This window comes from Nocardia sp. NPDC006982, assembly GCF_042869435.1.
Taxonomy (GTDB): Bacteria; Actinomycetota; Actinomycetes; order Mycobacteriales; family Mycobacteriaceae; genus Nocardia.
In genome coordinates this window covers 744,774-756,225 of sequence record NZ_JBIAFV010000002.1, presented here as the reverse complement: position 1 = coordinate 756,225, position 11,452 = coordinate 744,774, and the positions used below count along the sequence as shown (strand labels likewise).

General features: G+C 66.0%; 14 protein-coding genes and 1 tRNA gene. 8 read left to right on the top strand and 7 right to left on the bottom strand.

The window, feature by feature from the left end; genetic code table 11:
• The first annotated feature begins 17 nt into the window (after positions 1–17).
• Positions 18–650: a TetR/AcrR family transcriptional regulator gene (locus ACFYOW_RS12380; RefSeq protein WP_387287137.1), complete on the top strand. Its 633-nt coding sequence runs from the start codon at positions 18–20 to the stop codon at positions 648–650.
• On the opposite strand, the gene ACFYOW_RS12375 is transcribed toward ACFYOW_RS12380, so the two are convergent.
• Complete coding sequence (locus ACFYOW_RS12375; protein WP_387287135.1) at positions 643–2,058, bottom strand: hypothetical protein; 1,416 nt, start codon at positions 2,056–2,058, stop codon at positions 643–645. The genes ACFYOW_RS12380 and ACFYOW_RS12375 overlap by 8 nt on opposite strands.
• A 43-nt stretch (positions 2,059–2,101) precedes the next feature.
• Here ACFYOW_RS12375 and ACFYOW_RS12370 point away from each other — a divergent pair, with 43 nt between their 5' ends.
• Positions 2,102–2,737, top strand: coding sequence for a class I SAM-dependent methyltransferase (locus tag ACFYOW_RS12370; protein ID WP_387287133.1), 636 nt, complete (start codon positions 2,102–2,104; stop codon positions 2,735–2,737).
• On the opposite strand, the gene ACFYOW_RS12365 is transcribed toward ACFYOW_RS12370, so the two are convergent.
• Positions 2,738–3,505 (bottom strand): SDR family NAD(P)-dependent oxidoreductase, encoded by a 768-nt coding sequence (locus ACFYOW_RS12365; protein ID WP_387287131.1) that lies wholly within the window; start codon positions 3,503–3,505, stop codon positions 2,738–2,740.
• Positions 3,506–3,561: 56 nt separating this feature from the next.
• Positions 3,562–3,930, bottom strand: coding sequence for a MerR family transcriptional regulator (locus ACFYOW_RS12360; RefSeq protein ID WP_387287129.1), 369 nt, complete (start codon positions 3,928–3,930; stop codon positions 3,562–3,564).
• A gap of 56 nt (positions 3,931–3,986) precedes the next feature.
• Here ACFYOW_RS12360 and ACFYOW_RS12355 point away from each other — a divergent pair, with 56 nt between their 5' ends.
• Positions 3,987–4,829 carry a polysaccharide deacetylase family protein gene (locus ACFYOW_RS12355; RefSeq protein ID WP_387287127.1) on the top strand — a complete coding sequence of 281 codons (843 nt, stop codon included), beginning with the start codon at positions 3,987–3,989 and terminating at the stop codon, positions 4,827–4,829.
• 41 nt (positions 4,830–4,870) lie between these two features.
• Complete coding sequence (locus ACFYOW_RS12350) at positions 4,871–5,347, top strand: hypothetical protein (protein ID WP_387287125.1); 477 nt, start codon at positions 4,871–4,873, stop codon at positions 5,345–5,347.
• Here the strand turns inward: ACFYOW_RS12350 and ACFYOW_RS12345 are convergent, their stop codons facing one another.
• Positions 5,348–5,791, bottom strand: coding sequence for a hypothetical protein (locus tag ACFYOW_RS12345; protein ID WP_387287124.1), 444 nt, complete (start codon positions 5,789–5,791; stop codon positions 5,348–5,350). It abuts the gene before it with no gap.
• Complete coding sequence (locus ACFYOW_RS12340; protein ID WP_387287122.1) at positions 5,788–6,696, bottom strand: DMT family transporter; 909 nt, start codon at positions 6,694–6,696, stop codon at positions 5,788–5,790. The genes ACFYOW_RS12345 and ACFYOW_RS12340 overlap by 4 nt, the downstream gene beginning before the upstream one ends.
• A gap of 329 nt (positions 6,697–7,025) precedes the next feature.
• Here ACFYOW_RS12340 and ACFYOW_RS12335 point away from each other — a divergent pair, with 329 nt between their 5' ends.
• The 3 genes from ACFYOW_RS12335 to ACFYOW_RS12325 are packed head-to-tail and all read left to right on the top strand — an operon-like array spanning position 7,026 to position 8,896.
• Entirely contained in the window at positions 7,026–8,024 is a 999-nt protein-coding gene (locus ACFYOW_RS12335; RefSeq protein ID WP_387287120.1) for an iron-containing redox enzyme family protein, read from the top strand.
• Between the two features lie 28 nt (positions 8,025–8,052).
• Complete coding sequence (locus tag ACFYOW_RS12330; protein ID WP_387287118.1) at positions 8,053–8,709, top strand: HemK2/MTQ2 family protein methyltransferase; 657 nt, start codon at positions 8,053–8,055, stop codon at positions 8,707–8,709.
• Positions 8,687–8,896 (top strand): CDGSH iron-sulfur domain-containing protein, encoded by a 210-nt coding sequence (locus ACFYOW_RS12325; RefSeq protein ID WP_387287116.1) that lies wholly within the window; start codon positions 8,687–8,689, stop codon positions 8,894–8,896. The genes ACFYOW_RS12330 and ACFYOW_RS12325 overlap by 23 nt, the downstream gene beginning before the upstream one ends.
• A gap of 7 nt (positions 8,897–8,903) precedes the next feature.
• On the opposite strand, the gene ACFYOW_RS12320 is transcribed toward ACFYOW_RS12325, so the two are convergent.
• Together ACFYOW_RS12320 and ACFYOW_RS12315 are read right to left on the bottom strand one after the other, a co-directional pair.
• Entirely contained in the window at positions 8,904–9,416 is a 513-nt protein-coding gene (locus ACFYOW_RS12320) for a DUF2231 domain-containing protein (RefSeq protein ID WP_387287114.1), read from the bottom strand.
• Positions 9,417–9,639: 223 nt separating this feature from the next.
• Positions 9,640–9,722: transfer RNA gene (locus tag ACFYOW_RS12315), tRNA-Leu, on the bottom strand.
• A gap of 222 nt (positions 9,723–9,944) precedes the next feature.
• Between ACFYOW_RS12315 and ACFYOW_RS12310 the strand changes: the two genes are divergently transcribed.
• On the top strand, positions 9,945–11,363 hold the full coding sequence (locus ACFYOW_RS12310) for a DUF3662 and FHA domain-containing protein (RefSeq protein ID WP_387287112.1): 1,419 nt from the start codon (positions 9,945–9,947) through the stop codon (positions 11,361–11,363).
• Positions 11,364–11,452 lie beyond the last annotated feature (89 nt).

Sequence of the window (11,452 nt, the reverse complement as noted above, 5' to 3'; positions counted from 1 at the left end):
GTGTCAACATCGATGCGATGACAGATTCGGAAACAGCAGCGAAGCGCGCCACCCGCGACGGCCCGTATCACCACGGCGACCTGCGCAATGCCCTGGTGCGCGCCGCCGCCGAACTCGCCGAAACCGGCGGGCCGGAGGCGGTGACCGTGCGCGCGGCCGCCCGGCATGTCGGCGTCACGCCGACCGCGGCCTATCGGCACTTCACCAATCACGAGGAGTTGCTGAACGCGGCACAGGAACAGGCTCAGCACACCCTGTTCGGCGCAATGGCCGAGACGATGGCGAGCTTGGCGCCGCGGGCGGATGCGATCACCCGATTGGGCGCGGTGGGTCGGGGCTACATCACCTTCGCGCTGCGCGAACCCGGCCTGTTCCGCACTGCGTTCTGCGGCGACCGAATGCCATCGCCGGCCTTCGATCTGCTGGCCGGGCTCCTGGACGAACTCGTCGACGTCGGATTCCTCGACCCGGCAGACCGCCCGGACGCCGAATACGCCGCCTGGTCAACGGTCCACGGTATGGCCTCGCTGATCATCGACGGCATACTCGACGACCTCGACGATGCGGCCAGGGATAAGGCGATTCACCGGGCCCTCGCGGTGGTCGAGCGAGGTTTGGCCACCGGACCGAATGCCCCCGACTTCAGCTGACGCGCAGGATTCCGGTGATCGTGCCCTGCAGAATCTTGCGGTCGTGCGTGATCAGCGGTGAGGTCTGCAGCGGATCGTCGACGATGGTTCCGGCCAGCGGCCGATGCGAAATCACCGCGCCGGTATCGGGATTCACGACGGTGAACGCATAGCCGTCGAGCGGGGTGGTGAGGTCCAGTCCGACGCGCGTCACGGTATAGATGGCGCCGTCTGCGGTGGACAGATGCGGAACGGCCGCGCTGCGAACCGTGTTATCCCACACCGTATGGCAGCCGGTGTCGTCGACATCGACCCTGGTCATCCCGCCGACGAACGGCGCGGAGGCCGGAACGGCGGGGCCCGCGCCCTCGGGGACCGCGGGGTACGGGTAGCCGTAGGTGCTGGCGACGAACAGCGACCGGCCGATGCCGATCGGCGAGTTCTCGCTGCCCGCACCACCACGGGTGAGCACCGGTTGCGAGCACACCAATTGTCCGGTGCCGGAACGGAAAACGAGTGCGTTCACCTGCCCGTCGGCATTGTCGACGATGGTCAGATATTCCGCGCCGGAGGTGGGCCCGAAGTAGGTCGGGGTGGAGCCGGTACCCCAGCTGAGCTGGCCGGGCTTGCGCGCCGATCCGCGGTCGTAGGCCGCGCGCCACAGCACCTCCGGTCGCCCGGTGGCATCGGCGCGCAACTCGTACAGCGCGTGCGTGGTGGCCACCGCGACCCGACCACTCGGTGCCGACGAAATGCTGTTGGCCACCGACTCACCCGCGGGCAGCGCGACGGTGGCCGCCGCACCCGCGGGCGTCACCAGACCGACGAGACTCTTGCCGGTGGCGAACCAGACATTGCCGGACCAGTCCGGCACCAGCCCGGTCACGTTGTCGCCCACCGGAATTACGGAACTGAGATCGGTGGACGAGTCGATCGACAGCCGCCATTTGCCCGCCCCGTCACGCGAGTGCCCGACGCGGAGCAGAGTGCGGTTACCGTCCACGATGACCAGTCGGTCGGCATTGTCGAGATAGGCATAGACACCGCCGAGCAGACTTCCCTTCGCGATCTCCAGCGAAGCCAGCGGCGTGCCCACCGGACCGACGAAGGACGCATCGAGCAAATGGATTGTCGGAGTCTGGCCGATCACGGGTGTGCACAGTGCGACGACCAGATTGTCCGACCCTTGCAGCAGGGTCGGACATGCCGAAGCCAGCGGATACCCGGCCACCGAAATCGCACCGGTACCAGGCCCGGCCAGCGGCGTCGCATCCGACGATCCGGCATCACCGTGCATGGTCGCGGTGCCGAGCGGCCCGAGGTACGGATTCGGCGGCGCCAGCGGCCCCCACGATCCCGCCGCCTCGGCAGTGCCGATCGGCGCGAGCGCCAGGACGGCGGCGGCAAGGAGTACCAGCGGTGATCGCATCAGGGTCAGCTTTCGGTTATCGGACAGTGGCTAGCATGACGGCATGAGTATCCGGACCCGCGTGCTGTCCACGATTGCCGGTCAACTCGGCAATCCGCACGGAACGCTCGGCAAGGGCTTCGCCTTCATCCTCAATCGCGGTAACAAGCGCGCCATCGCCGGCGCGGTCGATGCGGCCGGGATCGCGGCAGGCGCGACGGTCGCGGATATCGGATTCGGCGGTGGCGCAGGGCTTTCGATACTGCTCGAGCGGGTCGGCACGAACGGGACGGTGCACGGTTTCGAGATCTCGCCGGACATGTTGACCAAGGCGAAGTCGAAATTCGCCGACGAAATCGGCACGGGCCGAATGCAACTCGCGCCGGGCTCGATGACCGATCTGCCGCTGGCCGATGACGCACTCGATGCCGCCATCACCGTCAATACCATCTACTTCGTGCCGGATCTGGCCGCCGCGGTTGCCGAACTCGTGCGCGTCGTGCGTCCCGGTGGCAGCCTCGTCGTCGGTATCGGCGCTCCGGACACGATGGCGAAAATGCCGTTCACCGCATACGGTTTCACGCTGCGGCCGGTGGCCGAGGTGATCGCCGCGCTGGAAGGCGCGGGCTGCACCGTCGACCACAAACAACTGGCCGATCCGCCGATTCCGCATCACCTGCTCGTCGCCCGACCCGCCTGACTACATCAATGCGCCGCCGTCGATGCGGATTTCCGTGCCGGTCATATAGCGACCGTCATCGGAGGCGACCATGGCGACCACGCCGGCGATATCCTCCGGACTGCCGAGCGCACCGCCGTTGAGCCAGCCGGTCATGCGCGAGAACAGCTTCGGATCGAACCCCTCCGGCTGATCGAGGATGGACTTGGTGGTGATCCCACTGGTGATGCCCGCGGGCACGATGTTCACCGCACGCAACCCCTGCTTGGCGTATTCCAGCGCGATCGCGTGCGTGAAGGCATTGACGCCGCCCTTCGATGCCGCATACGACGCCAGATAGGGCGCGGCGCTGAAGGCCGCGGTCGAGGAGAGGTTCACCACGACGCCGTGGCCGGACTCCAACAGCGCGGGCAGCGCACTCTGGGTCATCAGGAAGGTCCCGGTGAGATTGACCCCGATCACCTGGTTCCACACCTCGAGCGGCATCTCCTCGGTGCGCGCGGGCCGCAGAATGCCCGCCGCGTTCACCAGCACATCCAGGCCGCCGAGGAATTCGATCGCCTCGCCCGTCGCGGCGCGCACCGACTCGATATCGGCGATATTCACCTGCACGGTGCGCACCCGCTCGGCCGCATCACCCGCCTTGGCCGCGGTGTTCTCCAGACCCGCCGCATCGATATCGGCGGCGACCAAAGTCGCCCCCTCATCGAGCAGCCGCAGGGCGATCCCCTGCCCGATACCCGATCCTGCTCCGGTGACCAATACGCGGCGGCCGTCAAATCTACGCATGCCAAAAATTAGAACAGGTTCTCATTAGGAGTCAACAGGTTCTGACGGAACCGAGGTCAGGAGGCGGCGTTCTCGCGGACCGCCTCGAGGTATTCGGCGATGGCGTCGCGGTTGCGGGACAGGCAGCGGATGCGGTCGGACATGCGGTCGCGCTCGCGTTCCAGGGTGGCCAGCATTTCCGGGGTCGCGTCCGGGAAGTAGATGGTGCGCGGCTTGTCCAGGCAGGGCAGGATCTGCTTGATGATCCGGGTCGGCAGGCCCGCGTCGAGCAGGCCGCGGATCTGCAGGACCCGATCGACGAAGCGGTCGTCGTAACTGCGATAGCCATTGGCGCACCGGTCGGCGACGATGAGGTCCTGTTCCTCGTAGTAGCGCAGCAGCCGCCGCGAGGTGCCGGTGCGCTCCGACAGTTCTCCGATCCGCATTGGATTCCACCTCTGGTTGACCTTCACATGTATGTGATGGTTCGAGCATAGGCCGCATGGACAACGCCCTCTTCGACTACAGCCCGATCGCCGACCGCGCACCGATTCGGTGGCCCGACGATGCCCGCGTCGCGTTCTATGTCGGGCTGAATATCGAGCACTACCAGGTGGACCGACCCTCGACCAGCATCTTCCCCGGCACCGCCGGCCTCACCCCGGATCCGCTGAACTACGGCTGGCGTGACTACGGTCCCCGGGTCGGCATCTGGCGGGTGATGCAGGCACTGGACAAGTACGGTATCCGCGCCAGCGCCCTGCTCAACTCCGATGTCGCACACCATAATCCGCAGATCATCGCCGCCGGGCGGGAGCGGAACTGGACCTGGTTGGCGCACGGCAAGAACAACTCGATCTTCCAGGCCGATATGTCGATCGATGACGAGCGCGCCTACCTCACCGATATCGTCGAAACCATCGAGCGCGCGACCGGTCGCCGCCCGCGCGGCTGGATGGGGCCCGCACTCACCGAGACTTTCCACACCCCGGAACTGCTCGCCGAACTCGGCCTCGACTATGTCCTGGACTGGACCAATGACGATCAGCCGTATCGACTCAATGTGCCTGGGGTGCTGAGCGTTCCGTACTCGGTCGAACTCAACGACATCGGCCTGTTTCTCGGAACCGGTTTGCGCGGTGCGGATTTCGTGCAGATCGTCAAGGACCAGTTCGACCGGCTCTATGCGGAGTCCGGCCGTGTCATGGCTCTTGCGCTGCACCCCTTCGTCATCGGCCAGGCCTTCCGCATCAAATATCTGGAGCAGGCCTTGGATTATGTGGCGAACCATCCGGGCGTCTGGCTCGCCACCAGCGACGAGATCGCCGACGCCGCAGCTGTGTGAAAGCTATTGCGAGCAGCGCCATCGAGGACCATCATTCACCTATGAGTAAGGTAACCCTAACTACCGAGCTGCCGATCGGCGCCGAGGTGGCCTGCGCACTGGCACGGACGCCGGAATTGTTCGCCTACGTTGTGGCACCGATCCTTTCGGTGCCACAATTCCACATCCCGGACCGCGTCGAGCCGGGCGCCGAGGGTTCCGCCCGCCTCTGGTGGTTCGGCATCATCCCCTCCTGGCGCCATCACCTGCGTCTGGTGCGGCTCGATGCCCGCGAGATCTACACCAACGAATGGGGCGGCCCCGTCCGCACCTGGAACCACCGCCTCACCTTCGAGCCGATCACCGAATCCAGCTGCCGCTACACCGACGAAATCGAAATCGAGTCCGGCCTGCGCGGCGCCCCGACCCGCATCTTCGCCCATCTGATGTTCCGCCACCGCCACCGCCGCTGGCACCAACTCGCCGGCGTCCTCGCCAACAGCGCCTTGGAGCTCAGAGCCCCGGCGCGCGGTCACTGACTACGACTGTTCTACGGAGTCGAGGTGTTTCGGTGCTCGGTAGGCGAATGGCGGGGCGTGTTCGGGACGGATGCCGATGCCGCCGAGGTAGGCGGTGAGGCCGCGCAACGCCGGAATGCGCCGCAGCGCTCGCAATGGCATTGGTAGGCGGCGCCCGTCGAGAGTGCCGGCCAGGGCGGGACGCAGCAGCATGTCGTGTTCACCGCGTTGGGACCGTTGCGCCACGATGGTCGGCAGTGATCTGCGGCGTTGGACACGTGCGAGATCGCGGGTGGTCAACTGTCCGCGCCGCAGCGGTTCGGCACCGTGCACGCGGCGGCACTCACCGGCGCATTGATCGGAGCCGTCGACGCCGTACTGAATTCGGTTGCCGCACATGATGCTGCGCCCGAATCGGTCTCCGCGGTCGTCGATGAAGCGGCCAGGATCGCGCTGCGCGGTCACCTGTCGGACGATCGCGCCGGCTGAAGGCTGGTGTCGACGAGGGCGGCGGTCAGTAATGCCGCGCCGACCAGGCCGGTTGGGGTCAGCCGTTCACCAAGGATCGCGGCGGCCAAGATCGTGCTGGTCAGCGGTTCGAGAAGGGCGAGCACCGCGGCTGTGCCCGCTCCGACTTCGGAAAGACCGCGCAGGTACAGCGTGTATGCCACGGCAGTGGATATCAGCCCGAACACGATTACCAGGACAACGCTGTGCGCCGTCGGGTGGAAGGTGAGTCCGGATATCGCCGCGAGCGGCATCAGCAGCACGGCACCGCCGGTGACGGCGAAACCTGTTGTGGTAATCACGTCGAGGCCGGGCACCGGACGGGCACTGACCAGGGTGAGGGTCGCGAAGGCGCAGGCGGATACCAATGCCATTGCGGCACCGGCGAATATCCCGCCCGATGCGGCGTCACCGGCGGGCGCACCGACCAACAGGATCACCCCGAACACCGCGATCCCGATCGTCGCCGCGCGCCGACGATCCAGGATCCGCCTGCCGGTCAGATGTTCCAGCAGCGAAACGACCACCGGTGACATTCCGAGGGTGATCAGCGTCGCCAGACTCACCGACGAAGCCGCGACCGCACCGAAGTAGCTCGCCTGAATGATCGCGACAAGGACCGCGACCAACCCGATCCTGCGCCAGGCCGAGGTGTTCCGCGGCAACGGCCGCCGCGTCACGGTCAGCAGAGCGATCAGCAAAAGCCCGCCGACGGCGAGCCGACAGGCGGCGACGGATACCGGCGAAAGACCGGTCGCACGAAGCAACAGGATGCCGAGTAAACCGCCGGTCCCCGCCGACAGCCCGGCGCCGACAAGGCAGACCAACCCGAATCGATCGACCGTGGATATAGCAGTGGACATTCGCGCTCCTGCGACAGAAATGGATCGGGGGTCGCGGAAGCGAGGTGCACAACCGAATTCACCTGCCGGATAGGACGCGCGGTCCTACACCTCGCTCAGGAGGCCGGCGGCGGGACAATCAGGAACAATCGGTGCACCCGACAGATACTAAAGACCGCCCGAACAAGCTGTCATTCGATTTTCTGCCGAACGAATCCCGGCAAACCCACGGCATTTGCCTACGCGGGATCGACTATTGCTGCGGGTAACGGCCCGGCGGTTCGCCGAGCACTGTCGTCACCCCGGACACTGCTGGATATCGCATCAGGTCGCGGGGAGTATGAGGAGGTATGACGGTCACCACGGATATCCGACCTCGCCCCCTGCCACGCCCACGCGGCACCCTGTCCGAGGCGGTGGTGGGGCTGTTGCGCGGAATACCTGGCAAACCGGTGCCGAAGACCCGATCACTCGACCCGTACAGCGAGGATCTGCAGCTTGCCCTGCACACCTGCTATGAGCTGCACTATCACGGATTCGCGGCGGTGGACCCGGAATGGGAATGGGATCCCGGATTGCTGACCCTGCGAGCCGCCATGGAGACCGCATTCCTGGACACTATGCGCGCGGAGGTATCCGGAGGCGATGATCTCGAATCGGAGCTCGACGAACTCCTGGTGACACCGATCGAATCCACCGGTCCGTCCCGGTTCCTCCGAGACGAGGGCAAATGGTGGCATATGCGCGAGTATTTCGTGCACAGGTCGATCTATCACCATAAAGAGGCCGACCCCTACGCCTGGGTGATCCCGCGCCTGCGCGGACAGGCCAAAGCCGCTCTCGTCGCGGTGGAATTCGACGAATTCGGCGGCGGTCGCGGTGAACGCATCCACGCGCGACTTTTCGCCGAGCTGATGGCCGGCGCCGGCCTCGACGCCGAATATCTGCATTACCTCGATGCCGTCCCGGAACCGATGCTTTCGCTGGTGAACATGATGTCGCTGTTCGGCTTGCACCGGTCGCTGCGCGGTGCGCTGGTCGGACATTTCGCGACTGTCGAAATCAGCTCGTCACCGGCGTCATCACGCCTGGTCGACGCCCTGCGACGACTCGACGCAGACCCGGCCTGCGTCCGGTTCTACCAGGAACACGTGGAAGCCGATGCGGTACACGAACAATTGATGCGCACAGGTGTAATCGGTGACCTGATCGCGCATGAGCCTGCGCTGACGGAGTCCATGGTTCTCGGCATTCAGGCCACAAATATGTTGGAGGACCGTTTCGCCGACCACATTTTCGACGCCTGGCGTGCCGGACGCAGCTCCTTGCTGCCCGGTGCGGATGTTTAGAGCGGTCCGAACGGATAATCCAGACAATATGATGTTGGTCCGCGCTCCCGGCGTCTATCGAGCCCAGCACGACACGCGGCTGCTCATGCACGCACTGTCGCAGGCGCGCATCCCGCACGGTGGTCGCGTACTGGATATCGGCACCGGCACCGGGGCGCTCGCCGTCGCCGCTGCCCGCCATGGTGCCCGCACCATCACCGCGGTCGACGTTTCCCGCCGCGCGGTCGCCACCGCCTGGTTGAACTGCCGACTGCGCGGCCTGACCGTCCGAGCGCTACACGGCGACTTCGAGGCGATACTCGGAACCGATCGCTTCGATCTCGTCCTCGCCAACCCGCCCTACGTTCCCGCCCCCGGGAGCGCTCCCGATCGCGGCGAAGCCAGAGCCTGGAACGCGGGAGAAAAGGGACGAGCCATCCTGGACCGGCTGTGCGCGATGATGCCGCGCCTACTCGAACCCGGCGGCGTCGCACTGACCGTGCATTCGTGTCTGTGCCATCCCGATGCGACCGTTGCCCAACTCCGGGACGGCGGACTCGAGGTCGCCATCGTGGCGCGCTCGTCGGTGCCGTTCGGTCCCATCATGCGCGAGCTGACCCCGTGGCTGACCTCGACCGGGCTGATCGAGCCCGGCCAGAACCGAGAAGATCTGGTGGTGATCCGTGCCGACAAACCCCGACCGTGAACCCCGGCGGATCCAGCTCACTACCGACGGCCCGGCCCTCATCGAAGGGCCGGTCGAACTCGTCACCCCGGACGGAGAGTCCATTCACTCCGACCGAGTCGTCGTCGCGCTGTGTCTGTGCCGCCGTTCGTCGAACTACCCGTTGTGCGATACCAGCCATCGCAAGCACCGACGGCGCGAGCCCTGATACGGACTCAGTGTCGGTACCCGGAGGCCTGAGTGGTCTCGTCGGCCACCCGGACGCCGTAGTGGTAGGCGAGCTTGCCGCCGAGATAACCCGAGACGCCCAGTACCGCGAGGGTGATGATCGACAACACCAGCTGGCCCATCGGCACGTCGCCATCCGGTCCGTCACCGGACTGCCGCCACCAGAAGTCGATGGCGAAGACGGCCGTCACGATCAGATTCAGACTCATGTGGACGAGTCCGGTGCGAAACGCCGAGGTGCCGGTCGGGATCGCGAGCAGATCCAGCAGGCCGACCACGGCCGCGACCAGCGCGCCGAGCACACCGACCGCGATGAGCCATGCCGAGCCACGGGCGAGGGACTGGGGGTCGCCCGCAATATGCGAAGCGATATCGAATACCACGCTCGCCACCCATGCCCCGATCGGCACCGTTACGAGGATCGGGTGGAACGGATGTCCGTACGGACCGGCCAGCATCGCGCTGACCGGGCGCTTGGCCTGTTGCATGTCACTGGTCACGACAACCTCATAGCGCCGCTCGGCCGAGTGGGACGCCTCGGCCACACCGATCGCATATCCACTCGGTTTCGACCAACACGCCGACACGGAGGTACGGATCGGCCGCCCCGACCACTACACCCGACACCATTCACCGAACCCGCTGACGCACACGGGAAAACCCCGCAGACGGCAAAAGCCGCAGACCGAGAAAATCTCTGATCTGCGGCTTTCCGCATATCTGTGGGCGAAGGGGGACTTGAACCCCCACGTCCCGAAGGACACTGGCACCTGAAGCCAGCGCGTCTGCCATTCCGCCACTCGCCCGAGCGACTGAGAGACAGTATCACGCGGGTCGGCGAGACACGAAATCGCCTGTTGACGGCACTCGAGTGCGGTCCGGACAGGCACGGGAACCCGGGCTGGCTTCCGGGAGTTACAGGTGTGGACGATCGTGGATATCATGCAATGAACGTGGTCGATACGCGACACGCCATATCCGCGTGTCGTTGTTATGAAGAAACAGACGCGCACCGAAGGGAGGCCGAGATGGGCATCGTTTCTCGATTCGAGCGTCGCCTGCAAGGCGCCGTCGGTGACGTGTTCGCCAGAGCCTTCGGGGGCAGTGTCGTTCCCCAGGAGGTGGAAGCGGCACTCAAACAGGAAGCCGCCGACAATATCCAGGATCTGGGTGGCGGACATCTGTTGGCGCCCAACAGTTATGTGATCACCATCAACACCTCTGATCACCAACAACTCGACGCCGACCACGACCTCACCACCCGCGCGTTCGCCAAACACCTTCAGGACTACATCCGCGAGCAAGGCTGGCAGACCTACGGCGAAGTACACGTGGCATTCGAGGCATCACCTACGCTGCACACCGGACAGTTCAGGGCGAGCGGTCGGGTCGATCCCGACATCGGCCGCAGAGCCACCCCGGCTCGCAGCCCCGAACCCATGCCACAACGACCTGCACACCCGCAACCAGGAGCTGGCCCCATGACGCAGAACTCAGGCTACGACCCAAGCCGTGAGCCCGCGGAGTCCGATCCACGCAACCGCGGGTACGCACCGCCGCCTGCGGGGCGGCCCGGGCCGCCGAACGGTGCGTACCGCGACGACTACGGCCGGGGCGGCGCGCCCTACGGCGGTGGCTCCGACTACCAGGCGCCGGACTCGCAGCAGGGTTACGGCGACTATCAGAACGGCTACGACTACCAGCAGGGTGGCCAGGGATACGGCCAGCAGGCCTACCAGGAGCCCGGTTACGGGCAGCAGGGCTACGGCGAGCGCGGCGGCTACGGCCAGCAGCAGGGTGGCTACGCCGACCAGGACTACGGCCAGCAGGGCTACCAGGAGCCCGGTTACGGGCAGCAGGGTTACGGCGAACAGGGCTATGGCCAGCAGGGCTACGGACAGTCCGGCTATGGCGAGCAGGGCTACGCCGACCAGGGCGGTTACGGGCAGCAGCCGGGCTATGGCCAGCAGGGCTACGCGCAGTCCGGCTACGGCGAGCAGGGCTACGCGGAGCCTGGTTACGGCGAGCCGGGCTACGCCGCGCCCGAGGAGCAGGGCGGCTATGGCCAGGCCTACTCGCAACAGCCCGGCTACGGCGCCCAGGGCGGCGGCTACCAGGCCCCCGCACCCGCGTATGGCGGTGGCGCACAAGCTGGTTCGGGCTACTCCGCGACGCTGCAGCTCGACGACGGCAGCGGCCGCACGTACCAGCTCCGCGAGGGCAGCAACATCATCGGCCGCGGCCAGGATGCGCACTTCCGACTGCCGGATACCGGAGTTTCGCGCAGGCACATCGAAGTTCGCTGGGACGGGCAGACCGCGATGCTCTCGGATCTGGGTTCGACCAACGGCACGCTGGTCAACGGCTCCCCGGTTCAGGACTGGCAGCTGGCCGATGGCGACGTTATCCGCGCCGGGCACTCCGAGATCCTGATCCGTATCGTCTGATCCCGTAAGCTCGCGGTGCAGGTCACGACATGGCGTACAGGGATTCTGCGGCCGTATCGTGATCGAACTCGACCCACGGCCCTATGATG

What these genes read in the sequence shown, in the direction of transcription:
- ACFYOW_RS12365 (WP_387287131.1), bottom strand. Translation starts at nt 3,505, where the DNA reads ATGCGTAGATTTGACGGCCGCCGCGTATTGGTCACCGGAGCAGGATCG.
- ACFYOW_RS12355 (WP_387287127.1), top strand. Translation starts at nt 3,987, where the DNA reads ATGGACAACGCCCTCTTCGACTACAGCCCGATCGCCGACCGCGCACCG.
- ACFYOW_RS12360 (WP_387287129.1), bottom strand. Translation starts at nt 3,930, where the DNA reads ATGCGGATCGGAGAACTGTCGGAGCGCACCGGCACCTCGCGGCGGCTG.
- ACFYOW_RS12330 (WP_387287118.1), top strand. Translation starts at nt 8,053, where the DNA reads ATGATGTTGGTCCGCGCTCCCGGCGTCTATCGAGCCCAGCACGACACG.
- ACFYOW_RS12335 (WP_387287120.1), top strand. Translation starts at nt 7,026, where the DNA reads ATGACGGTCACCACGGATATCCGACCTCGCCCCCTGCCACGCCCACGC.
- ACFYOW_RS12375 (WP_387287135.1), bottom strand. Translation starts at nt 2,058, where the DNA reads ATGCGATCACCGCTGGTACTCCTTGCCGCCGCCGTCCTGGCGCTCGCG.
- ACFYOW_RS12350 (WP_387287125.1), top strand. Translation starts at nt 4,871, where the DNA reads ATGAGTAAGGTAACCCTAACTACCGAGCTGCCGATCGGCGCCGAGGTG.
- ACFYOW_RS12380 (WP_387287137.1), top strand. Translation starts at nt 18, where the DNA reads ATGACAGATTCGGAAACAGCAGCGAAGCGCGCCACCCGCGACGGCCCG.
- ACFYOW_RS12310 (WP_387287112.1), top strand. Translation starts at nt 9,945, where the DNA reads ATGGGCATCGTTTCTCGATTCGAGCGTCGCCTGCAAGGCGCCGTCGGT.
- ACFYOW_RS12370 (WP_387287133.1), top strand. Translation starts at nt 2,102, where the DNA reads ATGAGTATCCGGACCCGCGTGCTGTCCACGATTGCCGGTCAACTCGGC.
- ACFYOW_RS12340 (WP_387287122.1), bottom strand. Translation starts at nt 6,696, where the DNA reads ATGTCCACTGCTATATCCACGGTCGATCGATTCGGGTTGGTCTGCCTT.